Raw genomic sequence first — 23,407 nt, 5'->3', positions numbered from 1 at the left:
GGCGTAGACACCGCCCCGGTTCAGTCGTGTGAAAGCTTAGGAACCGCCGCCCAAAGTGGTTTCGCTGGCTACGATTTCCTGAACCTTGACCAGCTCAGGGTCTGATACCAGACCGTATGCAGCCAGAGGACCATCGGGGCCTGCAACCTCATCAGCGACGAAGAACTCTGCATATTCTTTCAGCCCGGGGATAACGCCGATATGTGCTTTTTTCACATAGAAAAACAGCGGGCGCGATACCGGGTATTCGCCAGTTGCGATGGATTCGGTCGAAGGCACGATGCCTGCCATGGTCGCAACCTGCAGTTTGTCGGTGTTGTTTTCGTAGAACGCCAGACCAAAGACGCCGATGCCGTCTTTGTTGCTGTCGATACGCGCCAGGGTCTCGGTATAGTCACCGTCGATGTCGACCGAAACGCCATCGGTACGCAGAGCGATACAGGCTTTTTCAGCGGCCTTTTTGTCGTCGCCATTTGCAGCTTTGTAGACATCAAAGTCACCCAGATGCTCACAACCGGCCAGGATCACCTTGTCTTCGAACACTTCACGCGTGCCGTGCTTGGTGCCGGGGATAAAGGCTGCGATCGGCTGCGCTGGGAATGCAGGGTTCACGTCGGCCCAGGTCTTGTTGGGATTGTCGACCAGCTGGCCATCAACCACAATCTGAGCGGACAGCGCTTTGTACCAATCTTCCGGCGTGAACTCGAATGAGTTGCCGTTGATGTCGGATGCGAAAACGATGCCGTCATAGCCGATCTGAACTTCGATGATGTCGGTAACACCGTTTTCGGCACAGGCTTTGATCTCTTTTTCACGGATCTGGCGCGAAGCGTTCGCTACGTCGATGGTGTTTTCGCCAACACCTTCACAGAACCGCTTGAGGCCGGCCGAAGATCCGCCCGATTCAACAACCGGGGTCTGGAAGTCAAAGTTTTCGCCAAAGGCTTCTGCAACGATCGAAGCATAGGGCAGAACGGTGGAAGAACCAGCAACCTGAACTTGATCACGCGCGGTGGCCGCAGTGGCCGAAACAGCAGCGATAGCCAGAACCGAAGCCGACAGTTTTACAAAGGACATTTCAGTCTCCTTGAGAAATATGTTTTTGGATCATCCTCATGATGATCTTGGCCGAACCTCTAAAAGTCGTGCGTAAGTCTTTTGTGACATGTGTGTAACGGTTTCATGACACGTTTGGATTTTCAGCCGATACGCCACAGAACATATGCTGTGAAAGAAACAAAACAGATCCGACAACTGGCTTGACCCAAGTGATCAGCGCGGCAAAATCACTGTAAAAACAGAGCCTTTTCCAAGATTGCTTTCCACCCGCAATCTGCCGCGATGGCGGTTTAGAATATGTTTTACAATCGCCAGGCCCAACCCGGTTCCACCCAGTTGCCGTGACCTATGACTGTCCGCGCGATAGAATCGTTCGGTCAAACGCGATACATGCTTCGGGTCGATTCCAGGTCCCCTGTCCACGATCTGAACGCGAACGCCGGGACCGCGCATGGCGGTATCGTGATCCGAAGATTTGACGCGAACTTCTACCCGACCACCGCTGCCGCCGTATTTAATTCCGTTCTCGATCAGGTTGGTAAATACTTGGAGCAACTGGTCGCTGTCGCCAACTAGCATTATTTTGTCTTCGGGCGCATCTAGGCTCAGCACTACATCCGCGCCATCTGCCAATGGGCGCAGAGAATTGAGGGTCGATCTAAGAAGTGCTGTCAGCTCAAGTTGTTCTTTCGGGCGAACCCGCTCTTCGCTTTCGACGCGGTTCAAAGACAGAAGATCACCGACAAGCCGGTTCATTCGATTTGCCTCGTCGTTCATGATCTGAAGAAAACGATCCCGGGCAGCCTCGTCATCTCGGGCCGGACCGCGCAAGGTTTCAATAAAGCCCATTAATGCCGTCAGCGGGGTCCGCAATTCATGGCTGACATTCGCGACGAAATCACGTCGCATCTGATTTACTTGCTCAACATGCGTAACGTCCTGAAATACAGCAAGCAACGCACCGCCGGATACTGCACCGACCCCATTCATATACCGGCACTGAACTTCGAAAGTTGTATCCTGGGCACCGTCATTGGACAGGTGCCGAGTGTTGGACGTTCCCTTCGTGCGCAGGCTTTGTTCAATCGCTTCGATAACCTGCGGCTGTCTGAGGATGGTCGCGAAATGCCGCTGCAGGATATTCTGGCCCAACAACGTCTTTGCTTCGGTATTGACCGCAATAATCCGTTCCGTCTGGTCAACCATCAGCGCGGGCATCGGGATGGCGGTTACAATTTCTTCAAGTTGGTCGTTGGTCATAAAGGGGCAGTTCTCTTAGCAACGCAGTTGGACGCTAGGATAGCTCTCGCATTGTATCGCGAAAATGACGCATGTTTTCTTGATAATGCAAGGCGCTGAAGGTCAGTTTCTGGGCGGTTGCAGCGTCGATCTCGCGCACCACTTTACCCGGTGATCCCATGACCAGAGAGTTATCCGGTATCTCTTTTCCTTCGGTCACCAAAGCCCCTGCCCCGATCAGACAGTTTTTGCCGATCTTGGCACCGTTCAACACGATGGCCCCCATTCCGATCAGGGTATTATCCCCGATCGTACAGCCATGCAGCATGACCTTATGCCCAATCGTGCAGTTCTTCCCGATGGTCAGAGGATACCCCGCATCAATATGCATCACGCAGTTTTCCTGAACATTGCTGCCCTCACCAACCCGGATTTCTTCGTGATCAGCGCGGATCGTACAGCCGAACCAGACCGAGGCCCCCTGTTCAAGCACGACTTTGCCGATCAGATTGGCGTCTGGGGCGACCCAGGTGTCCTCGTGGATTTGCGGTACATCAGAGCCAAGGGCATAGATGGTCATGACTGATCCTCGAATTCGTTTTGCAGCGTACGGACATGATCCTGAAGCTTGGGTTGCTGGATACGCCGCATTCGCTCGGCACTGACGATGGTTTTCAGCTTTTCTTCGGTCTCGTCCAGATCGTCATTGACCAGCACATAGTCGTAATATCCCCAATGACTGATCTCATCCCAGCTTTTGAGCATCCGCTTGGAAATAACCTCTTCACTGTCCTGACCGCGGCTTTCCAATCGGCGGCGCAATTCGGGGATCGACGGTGGCAGGATGAAAATCGACAGGGCGTGTTTGCCCAGATCCGAGTTCCTAATCTGCACCTCGCCCTGCCAGTCGACATCAAACAGAACGTCCTTGCCGTCATTGATGGACTCGCGGACTGGCCCAGCCGGAGAGCCGTAGAAATTGCCAAATACATGGGCATGTTCCAGCATCTGTCCCTCGGACACCTGCTGTCGAAAGGTATCTTCGGTCAGGAAATAATACTCACGCCCATGTTCTTCCCCAGGCCGGGGCGCGCGTGTTGTGGCCGAAACCGAGAACTCCAGATCTGTGTCCCATTGCATCAAACGCTTGGCCAACGTGGATTTCCCTGCGCCCGAAGGCGAGGACAGAATGATTAATAGGCCGCGTCGATCCGCCATCAGGGCGCTCCTGTCATTATTCTACGTTCTGCACTTGCTCGCGCATCTGATCTATTACCGCCTTTAACTCAAGCCCAACCGATGTCAAATCGGCGCTTTGTGCCTTGGAACACAGCGTATTGGCCTCGCGATTGAACTCTTGCATCAGAAAATCAAGCTTGCGCCCCACGGCGGCATCCTGTGCAAGCAAATCGCGTGCGGCAGTGACATGGGCTTTCAGCCTGTCAATTTCTTCCGTTATATCCGACTTGACTGCGATCAGAGCCAGCTCCTGTGCAACCCGGTCCGGATCCGCGCCTTGCGCATTATCCATCACGCGCTGCAGGTTTTCTTGTAAGTTTTCAGCGATTTTATCCCGGCGCTCTTCAGCGAGCTTGGCGGCTTGCTCCGTAAGGCTTGAAACCTGCGATAGCTGCGCCTCCAGCACATCGGCCAGGGCCCGGCCTTCGGATTCACGCATCTTAATGAAATCGCTCAGCAAATCTTCTAACGCGTCGGTCAGATGTTTGACCAAGGGGGCCGGGTCATCCGCATCCCCACCGGTTTCCAACATGCCTTTGACAGCAATAAGCTCGGCCGCCGTCGACGGGGCCAGCGCTAGTCCCCGTTCTTCTGCCATCGTCTGCGTTCGCGCCAGAGCATCCAGAGCAGCGGCCATCGCAACTGGATTCAGCACGAGATCGGCTGTCGTTTCCTCGCGGCTCAGCTTGAGCGAAAGCGTCACATTCCCCCGGCCCAGGCTTTTCGAAATCCGTGAACGAAGCGCGGTTTCGAGCCCGGTGAGCCATTCAGGCACCCGCAGACGCATATCCAGCCCTTTGCCGTTTACGCTGCGCAACTCCCAGGTCCAGCTATGTGAACCATGTGTTCCCTTGCCCGAGGCAAATCCGGTCATGGATCTGATCATGCCTGTCTTCTCCGCTTTGCCCGCCCAGTGTTCTTGTCCGCACCTAATGCCATCCTCGTGTGCAGGGCAAGAGTTTGCTGAGAATGACAGCGTCGGACAGAGGTTAACCATTCATTAAAGAATTACTCCAAAATTGACTCAACCCGTGCCAATCTCGTCTAGGCAAGTACCGACAAGGCGCAAAAGCTCCCGGTATCTTGCATTTTATGAAAATGACGGTCGATTGCAGTTAGGGTGATGAAAATGAAGATCTTTTTCGGTAACGGTTCCGGGACTAAATTTGGAAAGATCGTCGCAATGGATCGTTTTGACAGTGGGCGCAGTCTATCGCCCATACGACAGGCCGAAGCGTACTGGACAGCCTTGCTGTCCGGCGATGGTGTTCCTATGCGATCTCAGATCGACCCGCGCGGGCTTGAGAATATCCTGCCTAACACCTTCATCCTTGAACGCATTGCACCCGGTCTGGCCCGGTTTCGTCTAGCCGGCAGTCACTTGAACACACTGGCGGGTATGGAGGTCCGGGGAATGCCGCTGACCGCTTTTTTCGAACCCAGCGCACGAACTCAGGTTACGGAAGTCCTTGAACAGGTTTTTTCCGGTCCTGCCATTGCTGAACTTGAATTGGCCTCGACCGGTGGGTTTGGGCGCACGGATCTTCAGGCGCGAATGATCCTTTTGCCGCTGAAAAGCGATTTGGGCGATGTCAGCCGTGTTCTTGGCGTCATGGTCAGTGACGGGACGATTGGGGCAACCCCTCGGCGCTTTGATGTAAGCCATCATAAACTGCGTGCTGTGTCAGAAATACATGCGCCTCAACAACCGGTTCAGCCTGTTGTCGAAGGATTTGCCGAAGAACAACAAGAGTTCAAACGTCCCGGATCTCACCTTCGATTGGTCGTATCACGGGATAAGTAACGAGTAACGCGTGTTAAATGTAAAGAAGGCGGGCCAATTAGACCCGCCTTTTTAAAACCGTCTGACCAAGTGGTTAGGAGGCTGCGCGTTTGCCGCGGTTCCGGCGCAGATCTGTCAGTTCTTCCGCAACAAGGAAGGCCAGTTCCAACGACTGCGACGCGTTCAAACGTGGATCGCAGGCAGTGTGGTAACGGTCTGACAGATCTTCTTCTGTTACAGCGCGTACACCTCCAGTGCATTCGGTCACGTCTAGCCCCGTCATCTCAAAATGCACACCGCCGGGGATCGTGCCCTCGGCCTGATGCACACCAAAGAAGTCGCGAACTTCGCGCAGCACGGAATCAAAGGGCCGGGTCTTATAGCCGGTGGCCGATTTGATCGTATTGCCGTGCATTGGGTCACAGACCCAGGTCACCTTGGTGCCCTCTTCCTTGACGGCTTTGACCAGACGCGGCAGATGCTCTCCCGCCTTGCCTGCACCAAACCGCGCGATCAGGGTCAGACGCCCTTCTTCGTTTTCCGGGTTCAGTTTGGCCATCAAAACTTTGAGGTCTTCGGCAGATGTCGTCGGACCGCATTTCAGACCGATCGGGTTCAGAACGCCGGAACAGAATTCAACATGCGCGCCATCAGGTTGACGGGTGCGGTCGCCAATCCAGATCATGTGGCCGGACCCGGCCAACCAGTTGCCCGATGTAGAATCAAGACGGGTCAGCGCCTCTTCGTATTCAAGCAGCAGACCTTCGTGGCTGGTATAGAATTCAACCGACGAGAATTCATGCGTTGTGTCCGCGGTGATGCCCGCAGCCCCCATGAAATCAATCGAATCCTGAATTCGGTCAGCAATTTCAGAGTATTTCTGAACATCCTGGCCATCGGCAAAGCCGAGTGTCCACGAATGCACATGGCTCATATCGGCGAAACCACCGGTCGAAAAGGCGCGCAATAAGTTCAATGTTGCCGCTGCCTGCGTATAGGCTTGCAACATCTTGGACGGATTCGGAATCCGCGCCTCGGGCGTGAAATCCAGCTCGTTGATGATATCGCCGCGATAGCTGGGCAGCTCAATGCCATCCACCACCTCTGTCGGTGCGCTGCGCGGTTTGGCGAACTGTCCAGCCATACGGCCCACTTTGACCACCGGCACCTTTGCGCCATAGGTCAGAACCATGGCCATCTGCAGCATCACCTTAAAGGTGTCGCGGATCGCATCCGCGCTGAATTGTTCAAAGCTTTCAGCACAGTCGCCGCCCTGCAGCAGGAAGGCCTCACCCCGCCCCGCAGCACCAAGATGTTGCTTGAGCCGACGTGCCTCACCTGCAAACACCAGCGGCGGATACTGCGAAAGCTGAGCCTCGACTTTTGCCAGCGCGGCTGCGTCTGTATAGTCTGGCATCTGAACCCGGGGCTTGTTGCGCCAGTTCGTTTTTTGCCATTCGGTCATAGCTTTGATCTCCGCTGAAGTATTCAAGTCGCCTCTATACAAAAACGTTTGATGAGAGGCCATATACGATTTGGACCTCTTGACGTCGCAAACAAGCTTTGATCATGGTGGCGGTCAAATCTGTCGCCGGACGTAGGGTCAAACGGCGCCGAATCAAGGACACCTCGCCATGCAAGAGCAACGCCAAGTTGTCACGGTGGAAACCACTGCGGCCAGCCCTCGTCATTTCGTGTTTGTCCTGTTGGACAAATTCTCGCTGCTGTGTTTCGCATCCGCGCTGGATAGCCTGCGCATCGCAAACCGCATGGCCGACAAAGAGCTTTACAGTTGGAGCCTGTCTGGCGAAGGCGGCGAGACGATCAAATGCTCCGCCGGGACCGAGTTCAAACTGGACGCTGATCTAGCCGAGCTGCAGCGCGATGACGTCGTGCTGATCTGCGGCGGTGTCGATGTTCAAGCCGCTACCACCAAGAAAATTCTGAACTGGGTCCGCCGCGAAGCACGCCGGGGATTGCGCATTGGTGGGCTGTGTACGGCAGCTTATACCTTGGCCAAGGCGGGTTTGCTGGATGGCAAGCGTGCGACGATCCACTGGGAAAACTCGGACAGTTTCACCGAAGAATTTGATGAGGTCGAACTGACCAAATCCGTATTCCAGATTGACGGAAACCGGATGACAACAGCCGGTGGTACTTCCTCTATCGACCTGATGCTGAAAATCATCGCCGAGGATTTCGGGGAAGACCTTGCCAACGCGGTGGCCGATCAGCTGATCTATTCCTCGATCCGTACTGATCAGGACACCCAGCGTCTGTCGACCCCGACACGGATTGGGGTGCGCCATCCCAAGCTGAGCCAGGTCATCCTGATGATGGAGAAGAACATCGAAGAGCCGATCTCGCCTTCGATTCTGGCCAAAGAGGTCGGCATGTCCACACGGCAGCTAGAGCGTCTGTTTCGCCGTTACCTCAGCCGGTCGCCTAAACGCTATTATATGGAGCTGCGCCTGCATAAGGCCCGGAACCTGCTGATGCAGACCGACATGAGCGTGATCAACGTGGCGCTGGCATGCGGGTTTGCCTCGCCTAGCCATTTCTCGAAATGCTACCGGGCGCATTATAACACCACGCCCTATCGTGAGCGCGGTGCGCAAAGCGGGCGCTTGTCTGTTTAATCGCTGGGGGTCATGCGAAAGACAGCGCCCTGCCCGACGGAAATAAACCAGATTGATCCATCCGGTGCCTCGACAATGTCGCGGACGCGTTCCGTCTGAGGGCCCTTGATCTGCTCGACCTCAGTCAATGGAGTGCCTTCAAGCCGAGCAATGTAGTCGAATTTGAGCGACCCGACGAATAGATCACCCTTCCATTCGGGCCAAAGCTTGCCTGAATAAATCAAAAGGCCGGATGGGGCGATGGAAGGGTCCCAATAGAATTCAGGCTGCACCATCCCCGGTTTTGCCGTCCCCTCGCCGATTGTTTGTCCGGAATAGTGCTTGCCATAGGAAATCACCGGCCAGCCATAGTTCCGCCCCGGCCGGATTAGGTTCACTTCATCACCGCCCTTGGCTCCATGTTCCGATACCCATAGTTGCCCCCGTGCATCCAGCCCTGCACCTTGGGGATTCCGGTGGCCATAAGACCATATCTCTGGCTGAATTCCCGGTTGTCCGACAAATGGATTATCAGCCGGCACCGAGCCGTCCCGGTTCACACGGATCACCGAGCCGTTGTGACTCGATTGATCCTGGGCGGTCGGGCGATCACCACGATCGCCGATAGTGACAAGTAAAGTCCCCTCCTTTGCTTCGACAACACGAGAGCCAAAATGACGCCCAGAATCCCAACCATTTTCAGCTTCGAAAATCGTGCGCAGATCGGTCAGCTCTGATCCGTCTTCGGACAGGCGCGCAATCGCAAGTGCAGTGCCTGCCCCCTTTGGTTGAGGCTTGGAATAGGTCAGGAAAACCTCACGGCTTTGCGAAAAATCCCTGGCAACGGTTACGTCCAGCAAACCGCCCTGCCCCTTTGCAACCACATTGGGAGTGCCTTTGACGCGAGCTATGTTTCCCTCCGACACGAACAGAAGATCACCGTCGCGCTCAGTTACCAGAAAGGACATGTCAGGCAGGATACCGACTGCCCAGGGCGTATCGAGCCCCTTCACCATCGCCGTCACACGCGCCGATCCGGAGCTGGTAGTTAGCGATTCTGCCCCGGCCAACCCTGAAACAACAGAAAAGATGAAGATCATAGCTAGTCTGAACATCTCGTTCTCCTTACCGAAAACACCGCGCCGGGCACATCTGAACAACTAGAACTGTGCGCCACAAAAACACGTTTGCGTTAGGACTTTTCTTTTTCGAACAGCTTGCCTAGGGTCGTGCCCAGAACGAATACGTTCACAACTGGGAGTAACCATATGAAAAAGCTGCTTACAGCAACTGCAGCAACCGCCCTTCTTTCGGGCGCAGCTATGGCCGAAGACGTCACATTGGGTGTTCTGTTCGGCTTTACCGGACCAATTGAATCGCTGGCACCCTCAATGGGCTCAGGCGCAGAACTGGCAATGGCCGAAGTGACCGAATCCGGCAAATTGCTGGATGGCTCTACCGTCACTGCATCGCGCGCTGATACTGGCTGCATCGACAACGGTCTTTCCACCTCGAACGGTGAACGCATGATTGCCGACGGCGTTGCCGGCATCATTGGCGGTGACTGCTCTGGCGTGACCGGAGCGATCCTGCAGAATGTCGCGATCCCGAACGGGATGGTCATGATCTCGCCCTCGGCCACCTCGCCCGGTCTGTCGACCATGGAGGATAACGGCCTGTTCTTCCGCACCGCCCCTTCGGATGCGCGTGAAGGTCAAGTGATGGCAGATATCTTGAATGATCGCGGTATCACTTCAATCGCACTGACCTACACCAACAACGACTATGGCAAGGGTCTGGCAGACGCGATCCAGTCCTCGTTCGAGGCATCGGGCGGCGAAGTCACAATCGTGGCAGCGCATGAGGATGGCAAAGCGGACTACTCGGCCGAAGTTGGCGCGCTGGCCTCGGCCGGTGGCGACATTCTGGTTGTAGCCGGGTATCTCGATCAGGGCGGATTGGGCATCATTCAGTCGGCGCTGGACAGCGGTGCATTCGACACGTTCGGCTTGCCCGGCGGCATGATCGGTGACTCGCTGCCCGCAAATGTCGGCCCCGACCTGAACGGCTCGTTCGGTCAGATCGCCGGTTCAGGTGGTGAAGGTGCTGAAAAGTACTTTGCCATGGCCGAAGCCGCCGGTTTTGACGGATCGTCGCCCTATTCGCCTGAAAGCTATGACGCCGCAGCGCTGTTCATGCTGGCGATGCAGGCCGCTGGTTCGACCAACCCGGCCGACTACGGCAGCAAGATCCTAGATGTTGCCAACGCTCCAGGAGAGAAGATCTATCCGGGTGAGCTGGCCAAAGGTCTGGAACTGTTGGCCGCTGGTCAGGACATCGACTATGTCGGCGCGTCCGGCGTTGAGCTGATCGGCCCCGGCGAAAGCGCAGGTTCGTATCGCGAGATCGAAGTCACCGACGGCGAAAACAAGACCGTCAACTTCCGTTGATTTTGACCTAAGAAGACCTGAAAATAAGCAGCCCGGACCTTGTGTCCGGGCTGCTTCAGTGAAAAAAGACCGCACCTCTTCAATGAGGGTGTGAAAACAAGAACGCCGAAAACGGCGGCTAGGGGAAAAGATGATCGTCGTCGAGGACGTGCATAAGCATTTCGGCGGGTTTCATGCGGTGGATGGGGCATCGCTGGAAATCCAGAAGGGTTCGATCACCGGCCTGATTGGGCCGAACGGGGCCGGAAAGACAACTCTGTTCAACGTGATCGCGGGTGTACTCCCGCCCACCTTTGGACGCGTGTTCATGGATGGCGAGGACATAACCGGCTTGCCACCACACGATCTGTTTCACAAAGGTCTGCTGCGCACTTTTCAGATCGCGCATGAGTTTTCCTCGATGAGTTGCCGAGAGAACCTGATGATGGTGCCCGGCGCGCAATCCGGGGAATCACTTTGGAACACCTGGTTCGGCCGCAAACGCATCGCTAATGAAGAGCGCGCGTTAATGGCTAAGGCCGATGAGGTGTTGGAGTTTCTGACCATCGAACATCTGGCCGATCACAAGGCCGGTCAGGTCTCGGGCGGGCAGAAAAAGCTGCTGGAACTTGGCCGTACCATGATGGTCGACGCCAAGATCGTGTTTCTGGACGAGGTCGGCGCGGGCGTGAACCGCACCCTGCTGATGACCATCGCCGACACGATTCTGCGACTGAACAAGGAACGCGGCTATACTTTCGTGGTTATCGAGCACGACATGGATTTCATCGGCAAAATCTGCGACCCGGTCATTTGTATGGCCGAGGGCAAGGTTCTGGCCCAGGGCACTCTGGACGAGATCAAAGCCAATGAGCATGTGATCGAAGCCTATCTGGGCACCGGCCTGAAGAACAAAGACAAGCTGGAGGCCGGGGCATGAGCGATAATCCTTATCAGGATGACCACGGCAACAAGGATGCCTCGATCACCAATACACACGGCATGGGCACAATGACGCCCGCACATCGCAAAAGCGGAAAGACGCACCGCGTCGAAGGTGGCCCATTCCTGATCGGCGACACCATGACCGGAGGCTACGGCAAGGGCCCGGATATCCTGCATGATTGCACGATTTCCGTCGACGCCGGTGAAATCGCTGTAATCGTTGGCCCCAACGGCGCCGGTAAATCCACTGCAATGAAGGCCGTGTTTGGGATGCTGGATGTCCGCGCGGGATCTGTGCGACTGGACGGAGAAGACATCACCAACCTGTCGCCCCAGGATCGGGTGATCAAGGGGATGGGCTTTGTTCCGCAGACCTCGAACATCTTCACGTCGATGACGGTCGAAGAAAACCTTGAGATGGGCGCGTTCATCCGTCGTGACGACTTTTCAGACACGATGGAACAGGTCTATGACCTGTTCCCCATCCTTCGTGACAAACGCAACCAAGCCGCCGGAGAGCTATCGGGCGGTCAACGCCAACAGGTCGCCGTGGGTCGTGCGCTGATGACTCAGCCTAAGGTGCTGATGCTGGACGAACCAACCGCCGGTGTCTCGCCCATCGTGATGGATGAGTTGTTTGATCGAATTATCGAGGTTTCCCGCACTGGCCTGCCGATCCTGATGGTCGAACAGAACGCCCGGCAAGCGCTGGAGATCGCAGATAAGGGATATGTGCTGGTTCAGGGGCGGAATGCCTATACCGGCACGGGCAAGGAACTGCTGGCCGATCCCGAAGTTCGTAAGAGTTTCTTGGGGGGGTGAGATGAATAGATTTAGCTGTCTCGCCGCCTTCTTCGTCTGTCTTTTGGGAACCGTCGTTTCTGCTGAGAACACGGTAGTTCTATCAAAACAAATTGAAGCAAAAGTTGTGCTTCGTTGTACGTTTGAGGATAAACGAACTGTGCTGCTTTCCGCGACCGAACACCAAGTAATCTGGCAAGAAAACGGCTCTGAATACCCGACTAGTGATTGGACACACATCCGGATCACACACGATCCTATCCTTTCAGTCTTTGCATATGGCCCAGGCATCGGCAGTCCAAGGCTCGATGTGTTTCAAGGCGTTTTTAACGCCGACAAACCTAACTATGAGCTCGGGACTGCAATCATAAGCGACACACTGGTTGGGCGCGACAAACTACTGACAAGGTCAGTTGAAGGTTTTTGCGAAGCGGAGAATCAAAACTAATGGACTTCCTCAACGCCCTAGTGGCGCTCTCCAACTTCGTCCTTGTTCCCGCAATCGCCTATGGCAGCCAGTTGGCGCTGGGCGCGTTGGGGGTGACGTTAATCTATGGCATCCTGCGGTTCTCGAACTTTGCCCATGGCGACACGATGGCCTTTGGTGCGATGATCGCCGTGCTGGTCACATGGGGCCTGCAGGCCGCCGGGGTCAGTTTCGGGCCGCTGCCAACCGCTCTGCTGGCCCTGCCCTTTGCCATTCTCGGCTGTATCGTTCTGGTTCTGATCACGGATCGGCTGGTGTACAGGTTCTACCGGGAACAAAAGGCCAAGCCGGTCATTCTGGTGATCGTCTCGATGGGCGTGATGTTCATAATGAACGGGCTGGTGCGGTTCATAATCGGGCCGGATGATCAAAGGTTCTCGGACGGTGAGCGGTTCATCGTTTCGGCGCGGGAATTCAAGGCAATGACCGGGCTGCGTGAGGGGCTGGCGATCAAGACCTCTCAGGGCATCACCGTGGTTGTGGCCGTTGTCGCCGTGGCACTTTTGTTCTGGTTTTTGAACAAAACCCGCACCGGCAAGTCGATGCGCGCTTATTCGGATAACGAGGATCTGGCGCTGCTGTCCGGCATCAACCCTGAACGTGTGGTGATGATCACCTGGATCCTTGTCGCGGCGCTGGCGACAACTGCGGGTGTGCTTTACGGGTTGGACAAGAGCTTTAAGCCCTTTGTCTATTTCCAGCTTCTGCTGCCGATCTTCGCTTCGGCCATCGTCGGCGGCCTCGGCAACCCGTTGGGCGCTATCGCGGGCGGGTTCATCATCGCGTTTTCCGAGGTGACGATCACCTATGCGTGGAAAAAGGTGCTGACCTATATGGCACCGGAACATCTAGAGCCTTCGGGATTGGTCCAATTCCTGTCCACCGATTACAAATTCGCGGTCAGCTTTGTTATCTTGCTTATCGTGCTTCTGTTTAAGCCCACAGGTCTGTTTAAGGGGAAAGCAGTATGACCGAGACTGTCAAAAATACGCTGCTTTTCGTGGTTGTTGGCGGCCTGATCCTGTTGACCGGATTCACGCAAAGCTGGAATTCGGCGATCCTGATCCTGAACATGGGGCTGATCTCGGCCATCATGGCGCTTGGGGTGAACTTGCAATGGGGCTTTGCGGGCCTGTTTAACGTTGGTGTTATGGGCTTTGTTGCGCTGGGCGGGCTGGCAGTTGTGCTGGTCTCAACCCCGCCGACACCCGGCGCGTGGTCATCCGGAGGATACGGGATCGTCCTTGCGTTGCTGTTGGGGGCTGCAACCGTCGTTGCGGCGGTTCTGGTGGCAACAAAAATACCGAGGGGCCGTGTACAGACGATTGCCATCGTCGCGATTCTGATCGCCGGGTTTTTCATTTACCGTGCGGTGTTTGACCCCAGCGTTGCTGGTGTCGAAGCCATTGACCCAGCCGTTGCGGGCAACCTTGGCGGGTTGAATCTGCCGGTTCTGTTGGCCTGGCCCGCGGGCGGTGTGCTGGCCGCCGGTGCCGCTTGGCTGATCGGCAAAACTGCCCTTGGCCTGCGCTCGGACTATCTGGCGATTGCGACGCTTGGGATTGCCGAAATCATCATCGCAATCATGAAAAACGAGGACTGGTTGGCCCGAGGTGTCAAGAATGTCTACGGCATCCCGCGCCCCTCGCCCGTGGTCGGCTATGAGGTTGAGCTGCAGCAGGATCCATCCTTCATTGCCCGTGCCGATTGGTTTGGGCTGGACCCTGTCATCGCCTCGACCCTGTCGGTCAAGCTGGGCTATTCCCTGCTGTTCATGGTTGTTCTTCTGATCCTGCTGTGGATGGCCCAGATGGCGCTGCGCAGCCCCTGGGGCCGCATGATGCGCGCCATCCGTGACAACGAGGTTGCAGCCGAGGCGATGGGTAAAGATGTCACCCGCCGCCATTTGCAAATCTTCGTTCTGGGCTCTGCCATCTGCGGTATCGCGGGCGCGATGATGACAACGCTGGACGGGCAGTTGACGCCGGGTACCTACAACCCTCTGCGCTTTACATTTCTGGTCTGGGTCATGGTGATCGTGGGCGGATCGGGCAACAACTTTGGTGCTGTGCTGGGCGCGTTCCTCATCTGGTTTCTGTGGGTCCAGGTCGAACCGATTGGGTTGTGGCTTATGAACCTGATCACGTCCGGAATGCCCGATGGCAGTGCGCTCAAGACGCATCTGATCGACAGCGCGGCCCATATGCGACTGTTCACGATGGGGTTGATTCTGCTGATTGTTCTTAGATTCAGCCCAAGAGGGTTGATCCCCGAGAAATAGGGCCACAGAACCTCCAATATATGGAACCGCGTCAAGAAATTGGCGCGGTTTCTTGCTTTTGAGTGAGGAACTTACTAGAGCAAATCATCGGCCTGACATGTTTCACAGTCGTGTTCACCAATTATTTGCCTTTGTGCAGACTACTACCATTTGCCCGCAGGGAATAGAAAACACCGATGAAAACCACTCTTACAAAGACACTCATTCTGTTGCCGGTTCTTGCCTCTTTGACCGCATGTATTCCGTCACCAAAAGATCTGGAAACCACTCCGGTCAAAGTCCAGACCCCCAAGGGCGTGGTGACATGCCAGCTCTACCGGCAGAACCGCGTGGACTGGGACCGGGCAATCGACTTTCCGGCAACAAAAATGTCCGTCCCCGAGGCTGATGCATATTGCAGACAAGAAGGCCAACGCCGCCTGAAGTGACCGTTGTGAGGCCGGGCAATTAGCCCGGCCCGCCATTCAACGATTACGAAATAACCCGCCCAGAATGCCTCGGACGATCCTGCGCCCGGTTGTTCCCTTAAGCTCCTTAATGACAGCCTCGCTCATGGCGGTGGCAAAGGTGTCTTTCTTTCGCACGATCCGCGAAGAAGACCGCGTTACTTTGCTACCTGAGTATCGGCGAGCCGTGGCAAATTCGCGTTCTGCAATCGATTGAGACTCAAGCTGTTCTTCTGCCTCGGCTGCGGCCTGTGCTGCGGCATCAGTCCGCGCCTGGAGCATCTCAAAGGCTGATCTGCGATCTATGCGGGTTTCGTATTTGCCTTTCATCGGAGACGCATTCATTACCGTTTGCCGTTCGGCAGCGGTAATCGGCCCCAACTGTGACCCAGGGGGACGGATCAAAGTGCGTTCGACGATGCCCGGAACCCCTTTCTTTTGCAGCATGGATGTAACCGCCTCGCCCACGCCAACCTCACGGATGGCGGCCTCAGTATCAAAGGTTGGATTCTCGCGGTAGGTTTCAGCCGCAAGGCGAAGGTTTTTCCTGTCTCGGGCGGTGAAGGCTCGCAAAGCATGCTGTACCCGGTTACCCAACTGACCCAGAATGTCTTCTGGGATGTCTGCCGGGTTTTGCGAGATGAAATAGACCCCTACGCCCTTTGATCGGATAAGGCGGGCGACCTGCTCGACCTTGTCCACAAGCACTTTGGGCGCGTCTTCGAACAACAGATGCGCTTCGTCAAAGAAAAATACCAGCTTGGGTTTGTCCGGATCGCCGACTTCGGGCAACTCTTCAAACAGTTCGCTCAGCAGCCATAACAAGAACGTCGCATACAGTCGAGGTGATCCCATCAGCTTGTCAGAGGCCAGGATGTTCACCATGCCATACCCGTTGGCATCGGTGCGCATAAGATCGGCCAGTTCCAGGGCAGGTTCGCCAAACAGATTGGTGCCCCCTTGATTTTCAAGAACCAACAACCGTCGCTGGATGGCACCGATCGAGGCGGTTGAGACATTCCCATAGCGCAGCGAAAGATTTGCTCTGTTCTCTCCGATCCAGACCAACAGGGCTTGCAGATCTTTCATATCCAACAGGGGCATACCTTCTTCATCGGCAACCCGAAATGCAATGTTAACAATGCCTTCTTGTGCTTCGCTCAGGTCCATCAGCCTGGACAACAACAAAGGTCCCATCTCGGATACTGTGGTTCGAACCGGATGGCCTTGCTGACCGAACAGATCCCAGAAAGTGACCGGGCAAGCGGCATATTCGTAATCCGTGAATCCGATGGTTTCGGCACGCTTCTGAAATGCCCCATGTAGCTTGTGACTTTCACTGCCCGCCAACGCCAAACCAGACAGATCACCTTTGACGTCAGACAGAAACACCGGCACCCCGGCCTTGGAAAACCCCTCGGCCAGGATCTGAAGCGTCACGGTCTTGCCAGTACCGGTCGCACCGGCAATCAGGCCGTGGCGGTTGGCGTATTTCAACGACAACGTCTGCCGTTGGCTGTAATCTGCGCCACCACCGCCAAGAAATATGTTCTCACTCATATGTTTAAGGCCCTGTTTCCTACCGATCTCCGCCCAGCATACAAAGTTAACCTTTGGCTGCGATAGTTTTCTGGTTGTTCGTGTATGAGAATTGCGCGGTCAACAAACTTCCTCCCTGTCGACTGGCCGCGCGTTCACGCGCGGCCCTTTTTCCACCATAGCTTCATAATTAAATTTTCAGGTTAGCAGTTGACCACCGCGCCGCCCTCTCGTAACGTCTGCACATAATTAAGTCGGCCGGTCCGACGGGGAGAAAAATTCATGAAAGGGAGCCGCTCCACCGGCTCCCTTTTATCTTGGCCACACGTGTTGCCCACGGGGCCTCAGGCGAGATTCCGATCACTTCTGTCTTTTTACGCTGCATAATGCCTGACACTGCGCGCCAGTGGTGCTAGACCCGGCGAAAAGCCACATCAACAATCACGAGGCAATTATGTTCAGGACACCGATAAAGCTTGTTGCGGCAGCTTTTCTTTTCAACGGCGCCGCCCTGGCGCAAGAGACCACCGACACGACAGAACCTGCCACCGAATCCCCTACGACCGAGCAGGTGGACAATGGTCTCGACCTGGGGCAGCCGGTCGATGAAACCGTCAAGGTCGGACAGCGCTATGACAAAGAAAAATTCGGCGACTGGAGCCTGAACTGTTTGAAGATGAACGCGGGCAAAGATCTGTGTTCGCTGCTGCAGGTCATAAATGGCCCGCAAGATGTGCCTATGGCTGAGTTTTCCATGTTCCGCCTACCCGAAGGCGGTTCGGCTGTAGCCGGAGCAAATATCTTGGTTCCGCTTGAAACACTGTTGCAAGCGCAGCTGACCCTCTCAATCGACGGGGCGCCTGCCAAACGCTACAACTATTCGTTTTGTAACCCTGTTGGCTGTGTTGCCCAAATCGGCCTGACCCAAGGGGATATCGATGCAATGAAGCAGGGTAGCAAGGCGACTTTGACCATCGTTCCAGCGCCCGCGCCGGATCAGGTGATCGAACTTGACCTGTCTTTGTCCGGGTTTACTGCAGGCTACGACATTGTTGATGTCGCAACCAACTGAAGACTACATTTCGAGAAAGCCGTTTAACCCAGCGGCTTTCTCAAATCCGCTTTAAGGCAAGTACTGCGTTCAGACCTCCGAAAGCAAAAGCGTTGCTTAGCGCAACCTCAACTTTCGCTTCGCGTGCCTCGTTGGGCACAACGTCCAAAGCACATTCTGGATCAGGTTCTTCGTAGCCAATCGTCGGTGCAATCACCCCATCTCGCAGGGCCATGATACAGGCCAAAAGCTCTACCGCGCCGGTTCCGCCAATCAAGTGACCATGCATCGACTTGGTGGATGAGATCAAAAGTTCGTCCGCATGCGGGCCGAAAACGCCAGCTACAGCGGCACATTCCGTTTTGTCATTGGCCGCAGTACCTGTGCCATGGGCGTTGATATAACCCACCTGATTGGCATTCAGGCCAGCATCAGACAACGCCCCTGACATCGCACGGGCAGCGCCCTGCTTGCTGGGCATTACAATGTCTGATGCATCCGAGGTCATCGCGAAACCAACAACTTCGCACAAAATTTCTGCCCCACGCGCCTTCGCGTGTTCGTATTCCTCGAACACGAAGATGCCCGCTCCCTCTCCTTGCACCATACCGTTTCGGTTGGCGCTAAAAGGACGACAGGCATCCTTGGACATCACCCGCAGCCCTTCCCAGGCCTTAACGCCACCAAAGCACAACATGGATTCTGAGCCGCCGGTGATCATCGCAGGGGCCGCCCCGCTGCGCACCATCTGAAAGGCTTGCGCCATCGCATGGTTCGATGAGGCACAAGCAGTCGATACCGTAAAGCTGGGACCTTTGAGGTTATGTTCCATCGATACGTGGCTTGCCGCCGCGTTGTTCATAAGTTTTGGTACAACAAATGGATGGACCCTGTTCTTCCCGTCCTCATAGACTGAACGGTAGTTGTCGTCCCAGGTCGAAACGCCACCACCTGCTGTTCCCAGAACCACGCCAGATCGTGCAGCCAACTCACCGTGGAATTCGATCCCGGACTGATCTATGGCCTCTTTGGCCGCGGTCAGGGTAAACTGTGTAAACCTGTCATACAGAGTCATCTGTTGGCGGTTGAACCGACCCTCGGCTTCGAACCCCCGGACCTGCCCACCGATCTTGATCGCCAACCTGTCGACGTCTCGAAATTCAAGTTCCGAAATGCCACAACGGCCTTCCCGCATCGCCTCAAGCGTATCTGGAACTGAATGACCAAGCGAATTGATCGTGCCTGCCCCGGTTATTACTACCCGTTTCATTTGCTTGGGTCAGGCCTTTTCTGCCACAAGCTTTTCGATCCCAGCAATGATCGCGGCGACATTTGAGATGTCAAAGTCACTGGCCGTTGGTTCATTGGCATTGAACGGAACGGTAATGTCGAACTCTTCTTCGATGGCAAAGATACTCTCGACCAGCCCCAGGCTGTCGATCCCCAGATCTTCGAGCGTACTTTCGGGCGTCACATCCGAAGGCTCCAACACGGCTTGTTCGGCAATGATGGCAATGACGCGGTCGGTGATGCTCATATCGATCCTCTGATTATCACGTTGAATGTGATTTAATCGCTCGGAGGCTGTTTGGAAACAGCCTTTTTCAACGCCTCCACGTCACGAAGCATCCGCGGCAATCTGCGCTGCGCCTTATAGACATCTGTAAAGGTTTCCATCTTCACAGCCGGGTAGCCCATCAACACACGACCGGCAGGTACGTTTGACAGGATTTTGGTACCACCGCCGACAATCACCCCGTCGCCAACGAAAATATTGTCCGAAACGCCTGACTGCCCACCCAGAACCACGTTATTGCCAAGCTCAACTGAACCGGAAATACCAGACTGACCACACAGCAGACAGTCATTACCAACGCGCGTGTTGTGGCCGATATGGACCTGATTATCCAGTTTTGTGCCATTCCCGATGCGAGTATTACGAATGGTCCCGTTGTCGATCGTACAATTCGCACCGATTTCGACATCGTCGCCAATTTCCACAGAACCAAGCGAATGAATGCGCAGCCAGCTTTGCGCGCTGGCGTCTCCTGCATCCCCCAAGGTCTTGCGCGCGTTCTCTACCCCCGATACTTCGGGCGTAACAAAACTGAACCCGTCGCTACCGATCCTTGCACCTGGTTGCGCGATAAAACGATCCCCGATCTGCACACGGGCACCAATGCTGACCATTTCGCGCAGAACCGCGTCTTCGCCCAACACAGCATCCATGCCTATGACGCAATGCGGTCCGATATTCGCCCCTCTGCCAACCCGGGCCCGTGCACCAATGACTGCCAGAGGGCCGATTGAGACCCCATCTGCCACATCCGCAGTTGGGTCGATGACTGCCGAAGGGTGAACCCCGGACCCAAAGCCCTGCCCTTTATCCAGCATGGAGGTGATCCCGGCCATCGCCATGCGCGGTCGTCGAACGAATATTGCTGCCTTAAGGCCCAACGCCTGCCAGTCAGCACCTTCCCAAAGGATGGCGACCTGCGCCGAACCCGATCCCAGATCCTCGGCATATTTCGGCGACATCGCCATCGCCAGATCAGTGGCAGTTGCATCCGACGGTTCAGCAGCAGCATGTACGACCAGGCTGGCATCGCCCTGGAACTCAGCGTCAAGGGCATCTGCGATTTGTTGAACTGTATATTTCATGTGGGGCTTCCCGGAACTAGGACCTGCCCCCGGTGATTACCCCTGAACGTCCGGCAGGGCCACCCCTGCTTTCTGCAGAGCATTCCAGATTTTCTGATCACGGCCATAGACGTCGCGTCGGTACTGTACCTCACCTTTCGGGCCAATAAAGGCAGTGCGGTAAATCAAGTGGACAGGAACATGCTGCTCAAGTTTCACAGTGGTCTCTTTTCCAGTTGCGAGAATCCGATGGAAAAATGCCTTTGGGTTTTCTTCTTGCTTCGCCAACAGTGCGTAAGCGAATTCGAAAGGCTGAGCCAATCTGATACAACCATGCGAGAAGGCACGAGATTCCCGAGCAAACAAACTTTTCTGCGGTGTATCATGCAGATAGATGTTGTGCTTGTTGGGGAACATGAACTTCACCAGCCCCAGGGCATTGCTTTTGCTGGGCGGTTGGCGCATCGCAAAAGGAAAGTTGCTTGCGGTGAACTGAGTGAAATCTACTGCCCCGCGATTGACCTGGCGACCACTGCGATCGGTAATCTGAATATGCCCAACGGCATTTGGGTTGGACTGCAGCTGCGGCAGGTATTCCTTGGTGATGATCGAGCGTGGGACATACCAGCTGGGGTTAATGACCATATGCTCCATCTTGTCGGAAAACTCGGGGCTCCGACGATCATGGGTGTTCTTGCCGATCACAGCGCGGGTTTCAAAGGTAATAAAGCCGTCATCAACAATCTTGGCTGAGAAATCAGCCTGATTGACCAGAATGTGGCGTTCACCGCGCTCGCGCGGCAACCAGCGCTCACGCTCCAGCGCGACATAGACGGCCTTCAGACGATCCGAAGCAGTGCGGTTCAATTCAGTAATTGTGCCCGGACCCGCGACGCCATCTGCGGCAAGACCATGTGCGATTTGAAACCGCTGAACACCTGCCAGCAAGGCATCGTCAAAAACAGGGCTGGCTGTTGGGTTCATAAAACCCATTTCAACCAATCTGTTACGCATCGCTATTACGGCGGGTCCCGTATCTCCCAGCTCTAGCTTTGCTTGTGGAACAGTAGTTCCCCAACCGCCTTGGCGAACCAATTCTTCCAGCGCAAGTTTCTGCTTCATCAAAGCCCGATACTGGGTCGAGCTTGGCGCCAACTGATCGAAATAGGCTGCATCCTCCGAGGTCGTCAGTCCACGCAGATGCCCTGCTGTCGAGGTCGGCTCGACCTTCCTGACTAATCCATCGTCTATATCGGATGGTCGTAAAAGGCCTGTCCTCATGTCCTGAGCATAGGCTGCAAAAACGCGTGTCAACTCGACCTCGACGGCCCCAAGCTCACGCGCTGATTTTGCTGATTGAAGTCGGTCAACCAAGCCCTGCGCATCATAGGCGTTCGCGGGTAGCCCGTGTAATTCGACCGCAGAAAGCCCCTCAATCAACCGTTGACGACGTTCAGCATGTGCAGCCGTGTCGCCAACCCAAACAGGCACGAATCCTCTTTCACGGTAGAAATCGGCAATCTCAGACCCGGAAGGTGCAAATTCGGCAACCGCCATCTGGAATGCGGTGTCAGGCTTGGCCTCAGTGTTCGCCATCGCCGAAGACGTTAGAAAACATGCGGCCAAAGCAATACCGGTGCTTGCACGAAGAACAGAGAACATTTGGAGCCCTTGAATTTTCAATATAATACGCCGTTTCAGGCAATGCCGAACAATTATGGTTTTGCTTGAAACCCATTGTCTATTCACAAATGCATCAATTTCGTGCTTATACCCAAGCGTGATGCTTGTTTGCATCGGACAGATTTCGGCGACGGCCTAAGACGTTGGATCTTTGCCATTTTGCACCACCTGCGCAAAAAACTGCCGAAAATTCCCCCTTGAAAAGATGAATTTGAAAGACTTCTTGGCCGCCCTTCACGACTGTGTCATAAATCCCTCATCTGGGATGGGAATAAATTAATACAGCGCGCGTAACATCGTGTGCAGGCAGGAACAGTACGGGACGAAACACAAAATGACGACGAGCAGTTCCTCGGGTTTGACCCGGCGTGCTTTATTGGGCGCATTCGCAGCTACAGCAGTTGTAGCGACTCCAACCTACTCCAATGCAGCAGGATTCCTTCGTGGCGGTGGTGATATTCGCCGTATTCGCATGTATTCCGGACGCACTGGCGAGCGGATCGATATGATCTATTGGGTTGACGGTAAATACATCAAAGACGCGGTCAAAGAAGTGAACCACTTCATGCGCGATTGGCGCACCGACCAGGCCAAAGATATGGACCTCCGCACGATCGACATCATGGCGGCGTCGCATAATCTGTTGGATGTCAACGAACCCTATATGCTGCTGTCGGGCTATCGCTCGCCGCAGACCAACGCGATGCTGCGGTCACGGTCGCGCCGTGTTGCCAAGAATTCGTTGCACATGAAAGGCCAGGCAGCCGACCTCCGCCTGTCATCTCGTTCGGTCTCGCAAATGGCCAAAGCGGCGATGTCTTGCCGTGCTGGTGGTGTTGGCAAATACCACCGCTCGAACTTCGTGCATATGGATTGCGGTGTGGTAAGAAGCTGGGGCGGTTGATCCGCCCCGCCCGTCGTCAAGAGAAGTTTGTCGGTCACGTAACCGTTTGAATGAGCAGATTTATCTGCCATTGTGGAGGTGCTATTCTACTCAGGCAGCCTCATAAATCCTGCGCAAACCGGCTGTTGCAGGTGATCTTCAATACGAGCCCAAATATTCAAGAAATGGCGCACCTGAGAGGATTCGAACCTCTGGCCTCTGCCTTCGGAGGGCAGCGCTCTATCCAGCTGAGCTACAGGTGCCTGAGCCGTTAGCTAACCTTG

Annotated in this window: 23 protein-coding genes and 1 tRNA gene; 11 read left to right on the top strand and 13 right to left on the bottom strand. The window is 55.2% G+C overall.

Going from position 1 to position 23,407, the window contains the following annotated elements; translation table 11 throughout:
* Positions 1-36: 36 nt before the first annotated feature.
* The 5 genes from AC2FH9_RS00585 to AC2FH9_RS00565 form a co-directional block, all read right to left on the bottom strand.
* Positions 37-1,077, bottom strand: coding sequence for a substrate-binding domain-containing protein (locus tag AC2FH9_RS00585; RefSeq protein WP_142633790.1), 1,041 nt, complete (start codon positions 1,075-1,077; stop codon positions 37-39).
* A 195-nt stretch (positions 1,078-1,272) separates the two neighbouring features.
* A complete protein-coding gene (locus AC2FH9_RS00580; protein WP_496870423.1) occupies positions 1,273-2,319 on the bottom strand; it encodes an ATP-binding protein in 1,047 nt (348 codons plus the stop codon).
* 34 nt (positions 2,320-2,353) lie between these two features.
* Positions 2,354-2,878 (bottom strand): gamma carbonic anhydrase family protein, encoded by a 525-nt coding sequence (locus tag AC2FH9_RS00575; protein WP_496870422.1) that lies wholly within the window; start codon positions 2,876-2,878, stop codon positions 2,354-2,356.
* On the bottom strand, positions 2,875-3,516 hold the full coding sequence (gmk, locus tag AC2FH9_RS00570) for a guanylate kinase (protein ID WP_142633784.1): 642 nt from the start codon (positions 3,514-3,516) through the stop codon (positions 2,875-2,877). Before gmk ends, AC2FH9_RS00575 begins: the two co-directional genes overlap by 4 nt.
* A 16-nt stretch (positions 3,517-3,532) precedes the next feature.
* Entirely contained in the window at positions 3,533-4,423 is an 891-nt protein-coding gene (locus AC2FH9_RS00565) for a YicC/YloC family endoribonuclease (protein ID WP_496748939.1), read from the bottom strand.
* A 243-nt stretch (positions 4,424-4,666) separates the two neighbouring features.
* Here AC2FH9_RS00565 and AC2FH9_RS00560 point away from each other — a divergent pair, with 243 nt between their 5' ends.
* Entirely contained in the window at positions 4,667-5,341 is a 675-nt protein-coding gene (locus AC2FH9_RS00560; protein ID WP_496870421.1) for a PAS domain-containing protein, read from the top strand.
* Positions 5,342-5,414: 73 nt separating this feature from the next.
* Here the strand turns inward: AC2FH9_RS00560 and AC2FH9_RS00555 are convergent, their stop codons facing one another.
* On the bottom strand, positions 5,415-6,785 hold the full coding sequence (locus AC2FH9_RS00555) for a class II 3-deoxy-7-phosphoheptulonate synthase (protein WP_496870420.1): 1,371 nt from the start codon (positions 6,783-6,785) through the stop codon (positions 5,415-5,417).
* Between the two features lie 169 nt (positions 6,786-6,954).
* Between AC2FH9_RS00555 and AC2FH9_RS00550 the strand changes: the two genes are divergently transcribed.
* Positions 6,955-7,959 carry a GlxA family transcriptional regulator gene (locus AC2FH9_RS00550; protein ID WP_496691228.1) on the top strand — a complete coding sequence of 335 codons (1,005 nt, stop codon included), beginning with the start codon at positions 6,955-6,957 and terminating at the stop codon, positions 7,957-7,959.
* On the opposite strand, the gene AC2FH9_RS00545 is transcribed toward AC2FH9_RS00550, so the two are convergent.
* Positions 7,956-9,053, bottom strand: coding sequence for a PQQ-dependent sugar dehydrogenase (locus AC2FH9_RS00545; RefSeq protein WP_496870419.1), 1,098 nt, complete (start codon positions 9,051-9,053; stop codon positions 7,956-7,958). The genes AC2FH9_RS00550 and AC2FH9_RS00545 overlap by 4 nt on opposite strands.
* Positions 9,054-9,206: 153 nt before the next feature.
* On the opposite strand from AC2FH9_RS00545, the gene AC2FH9_RS00540 reads away from it, so the two are divergent.
* The 7 genes from AC2FH9_RS00540 to AC2FH9_RS00510 all read left to right on the top strand — a co-directional run bounded on the left by AC2FH9_RS00540 (position 9,207) and on the right by AC2FH9_RS00510 (position 15,309).
* A complete protein-coding gene (locus tag AC2FH9_RS00540; protein ID WP_496870418.1) occupies positions 9,207-10,388 on the top strand; it encodes an ABC transporter substrate-binding protein in 1,182 nt (393 codons plus the stop codon).
* A gap of 130 nt (positions 10,389-10,518) precedes the next feature.
* Entirely contained in the window at positions 10,519-11,307 is a 789-nt protein-coding gene (locus AC2FH9_RS00535; RefSeq protein WP_496870417.1) for an ABC transporter ATP-binding protein, read from the top strand.
* Complete coding sequence (locus AC2FH9_RS00530; RefSeq protein ID WP_142633769.1) at positions 11,304-12,134, top strand: ABC transporter ATP-binding protein; 831 nt, start codon at positions 11,304-11,306, stop codon at positions 12,132-12,134. Before AC2FH9_RS00535 ends, AC2FH9_RS00530 begins: the two co-directional genes overlap by 4 nt.
* Before the next feature lies 1 nt (position 12,135).
* Positions 12,136-12,561, top strand: coding sequence for a hypothetical protein (locus AC2FH9_RS00525; RefSeq protein ID WP_496870416.1), 426 nt, complete (start codon positions 12,136-12,138; stop codon positions 12,559-12,561).
* Positions 12,561-13,571, top strand: coding sequence for a branched-chain amino acid ABC transporter permease (locus tag AC2FH9_RS00520; protein ID WP_496693159.1), 1,011 nt, complete (start codon positions 12,561-12,563; stop codon positions 13,569-13,571). Before AC2FH9_RS00525 ends, AC2FH9_RS00520 begins: the two co-directional genes overlap by 1 nt.
* Positions 13,568-14,881: a branched-chain amino acid ABC transporter permease gene (locus AC2FH9_RS00515; RefSeq protein WP_496708458.1), complete on the top strand. Its 1,314-nt coding sequence runs from the start codon at positions 13,568-13,570 to the stop codon at positions 14,879-14,881. Before AC2FH9_RS00520 ends, AC2FH9_RS00515 begins: the two co-directional genes overlap by 4 nt.
* A gap of 176 nt (positions 14,882-15,057) precedes the next feature.
* The gene (locus AC2FH9_RS00510; RefSeq protein ID WP_142633761.1) at positions 15,058-15,309 is read left to right on the top strand and encodes a hypothetical protein; all 252 of its coding nucleotides are present in this window, start codon (positions 15,058-15,060) and stop codon (positions 15,307-15,309) included.
* 36 nt (positions 15,310-15,345) lie between these two features.
* Here AC2FH9_RS00510 and AC2FH9_RS00505 read toward each other — a convergent pair whose 3' ends face one another.
* Positions 15,346-16,887, bottom strand: a complete 1,542-nt coding sequence (locus tag AC2FH9_RS00505) for a helicase HerA-like domain-containing protein (protein ID WP_496870415.1) — start codon at positions 16,885-16,887, stop codon at positions 15,346-15,348.
* 433 nt (positions 16,888-17,320) lie between these two features.
* Between AC2FH9_RS00505 and AC2FH9_RS00500 the strand changes: the two genes are divergently transcribed.
* Positions 17,321-17,938, top strand: coding sequence for an invasion associated locus B family protein (locus AC2FH9_RS00500; RefSeq protein ID WP_142633757.1), 618 nt, complete (start codon positions 17,321-17,323; stop codon positions 17,936-17,938).
* A gap of 40 nt (positions 17,939-17,978) precedes the next feature.
* Here AC2FH9_RS00500 and AC2FH9_RS00495 read toward each other — a convergent pair whose 3' ends face one another.
* From AC2FH9_RS00495 to AC2FH9_RS00480, 4 genes are read right to left on the bottom strand one after another with little or no spacing between them, the layout of a single operon-like run.
* The gene (locus AC2FH9_RS00495) at positions 17,979-19,187 is read right to left on the bottom strand and encodes a beta-ketoacyl-[acyl-carrier-protein] synthase family protein (protein WP_496870414.1); all 1,209 of its coding nucleotides are present in this window, start codon (positions 19,185-19,187) and stop codon (positions 17,979-17,981) included.
* A 9-nt stretch (positions 19,188-19,196) separates the two neighbouring features.
* Positions 19,197-19,454, bottom strand: coding sequence for an acyl carrier protein (locus tag AC2FH9_RS00490; protein ID WP_496870413.1), 258 nt, complete (start codon positions 19,452-19,454; stop codon positions 19,197-19,199).
* Between the two features lie 32 nt (positions 19,455-19,486).
* Positions 19,487-20,578 (bottom strand): UDP-3-O-(3-hydroxymyristoyl)glucosamine N-acyltransferase, encoded by a 1,092-nt coding sequence (gene lpxD, locus AC2FH9_RS00485; RefSeq protein WP_271947158.1) that lies wholly within the window; start codon positions 20,576-20,578, stop codon positions 19,487-19,489.
* A gap of 36 nt (positions 20,579-20,614) precedes the next feature.
* Entirely contained in the window at positions 20,615-22,153 is a 1,539-nt protein-coding gene (locus tag AC2FH9_RS00480; RefSeq protein WP_496708461.1) for a L,D-transpeptidase family protein, read from the bottom strand.
* 421 nt (positions 22,154-22,574) lie between these two features.
* Between AC2FH9_RS00480 and mepK the strand changes: the two genes are divergently transcribed.
* Entirely contained in the window at positions 22,575-23,144 is a 570-nt protein-coding gene (mepK, locus tag AC2FH9_RS00475) for a peptidoglycan L,D-endopeptidase MepK (RefSeq protein ID WP_142633747.1), read from the top strand.
* A gap of 165 nt (positions 23,145-23,309) precedes the next feature.
* On the opposite strand, the gene AC2FH9_RS00470 is transcribed toward mepK, so the two are convergent.
* Positions 23,310-23,386, bottom strand: a tRNA-Arg gene (locus AC2FH9_RS00470).
* Positions 23,387-23,407 lie beyond the last annotated feature (21 nt).

This window comes from Ruegeria sp. CDSC081 (assembly GCF_059610485.1).
Note: the sequence above shows the minus strand (reverse complement) of the source record. Positions and strands in the feature narration are given on the sequence as shown.

Excerpts from the sequence above, each read along its gene's own strand:
- AC2FH9_RS00565 (WP_496748939.1), bottom strand. The coding sequence starts at position 4,423 with ATGATCAGATCCATGACCGGATTTGCCTCGGGCAAGGGAACACATGGT.
- AC2FH9_RS00585 (WP_142633790.1), bottom strand. The coding sequence starts at position 1,077 with ATGTCCTTTGTAAAACTGTCGGCTTCGGTTCTGGCTATCGCTGCTGTT.
- AC2FH9_RS00555 (WP_496870420.1), bottom strand. The coding sequence starts at position 6,785 with ATGACCGAATGGCAAAAAACGAACTGGCGCAACAAGCCCCGGGTTCAG.
- mepK (WP_142633747.1), top strand. The coding sequence starts at position 22,575 with ATGACGACGAGCAGTTCCTCGGGTTTGACCCGGCGTGCTTTATTGGGC.
- AC2FH9_RS00560 (WP_496870421.1), top strand. The coding sequence starts at position 4,667 with ATGAAGATCTTTTTCGGTAACGGTTCCGGGACTAAATTTGGAAAGATC.
- AC2FH9_RS00545 (WP_496870419.1), bottom strand. The coding sequence starts at position 9,053 with ATGTTCAGACTAGCTATGATCTTCATCTTTTCTGTTGTTTCAGGGTTG.
- AC2FH9_RS00480 (WP_496708461.1), bottom strand. The coding sequence starts at position 22,153 with ATGGCGAACACTGAGGCCAAGCCTGACACCGCATTCCAGATGGCGGTT.
- AC2FH9_RS00540 (WP_496870418.1), top strand. The coding sequence starts at position 9,207 with ATGAAAAAGCTGCTTACAGCAACTGCAGCAACCGCCCTTCTTTCGGGC.
- AC2FH9_RS00535 (WP_496870417.1), top strand. The coding sequence starts at position 10,519 with ATGATCGTCGTCGAGGACGTGCATAAGCATTTCGGCGGGTTTCATGCG.
- AC2FH9_RS00525 (WP_496870416.1), top strand. The coding sequence starts at position 12,136 with ATGAATAGATTTAGCTGTCTCGCCGCCTTCTTCGTCTGTCTTTTGGGA.
- AC2FH9_RS00505 (WP_496870415.1), bottom strand. The coding sequence starts at position 16,887 with ATGAGTGAGAACATATTTCTTGGCGGTGGTGGCGCAGATTACAGCCAA.
- AC2FH9_RS00550 (WP_496691228.1), top strand. The coding sequence starts at position 6,955 with ATGCAAGAGCAACGCCAAGTTGTCACGGTGGAAACCACTGCGGCCAGC.
- AC2FH9_RS00530 (WP_142633769.1), top strand. The coding sequence starts at position 11,304 with ATGAGCGATAATCCTTATCAGGATGACCACGGCAACAAGGATGCCTCG.
- AC2FH9_RS00490 (WP_496870413.1), bottom strand. The coding sequence starts at position 19,454 with ATGAGCATCACCGACCGCGTCATTGCCATCATTGCCGAACAAGCCGTG.
- gmk (WP_142633784.1), bottom strand. The coding sequence starts at position 3,516 with ATGGCGGATCGACGCGGCCTATTAATCATTCTGTCCTCGCCTTCGGGC.
- AC2FH9_RS00500 (WP_142633757.1), top strand. The coding sequence starts at position 17,321 with ATGTTCAGGACACCGATAAAGCTTGTTGCGGCAGCTTTTCTTTTCAAC.
- AC2FH9_RS00520 (WP_496693159.1), top strand. The coding sequence starts at position 12,561 with ATGGACTTCCTCAACGCCCTAGTGGCGCTCTCCAACTTCGTCCTTGTT.
- AC2FH9_RS00515 (WP_496708458.1), top strand. The coding sequence starts at position 13,568 with ATGACCGAGACTGTCAAAAATACGCTGCTTTTCGTGGTTGTTGGCGGC.
- lpxD (WP_271947158.1), bottom strand. The coding sequence starts at position 20,578 with ATGAAATATACAGTTCAACAAATCGCAGATGCCCTTGACGCTGAGTTC.
- AC2FH9_RS00510 (WP_142633761.1), top strand. The coding sequence starts at position 15,058 with ATGAAAACCACTCTTACAAAGACACTCATTCTGTTGCCGGTTCTTGCC.
- AC2FH9_RS00575 (WP_496870422.1), bottom strand. The coding sequence starts at position 2,878 with ATGACCATCTATGCCCTTGGCTCTGATGTACCGCAAATCCACGAGGAC.
- AC2FH9_RS00580 (WP_496870423.1), bottom strand. The coding sequence starts at position 2,319 with ATGACCAACGACCAACTTGAAGAAATTGTAACCGCCATCCCGATGCCC.
- AC2FH9_RS00495 (WP_496870414.1), bottom strand. The coding sequence starts at position 19,187 with ATGAAACGGGTAGTAATAACCGGGGCAGGCACGATCAATTCGCTTGGT.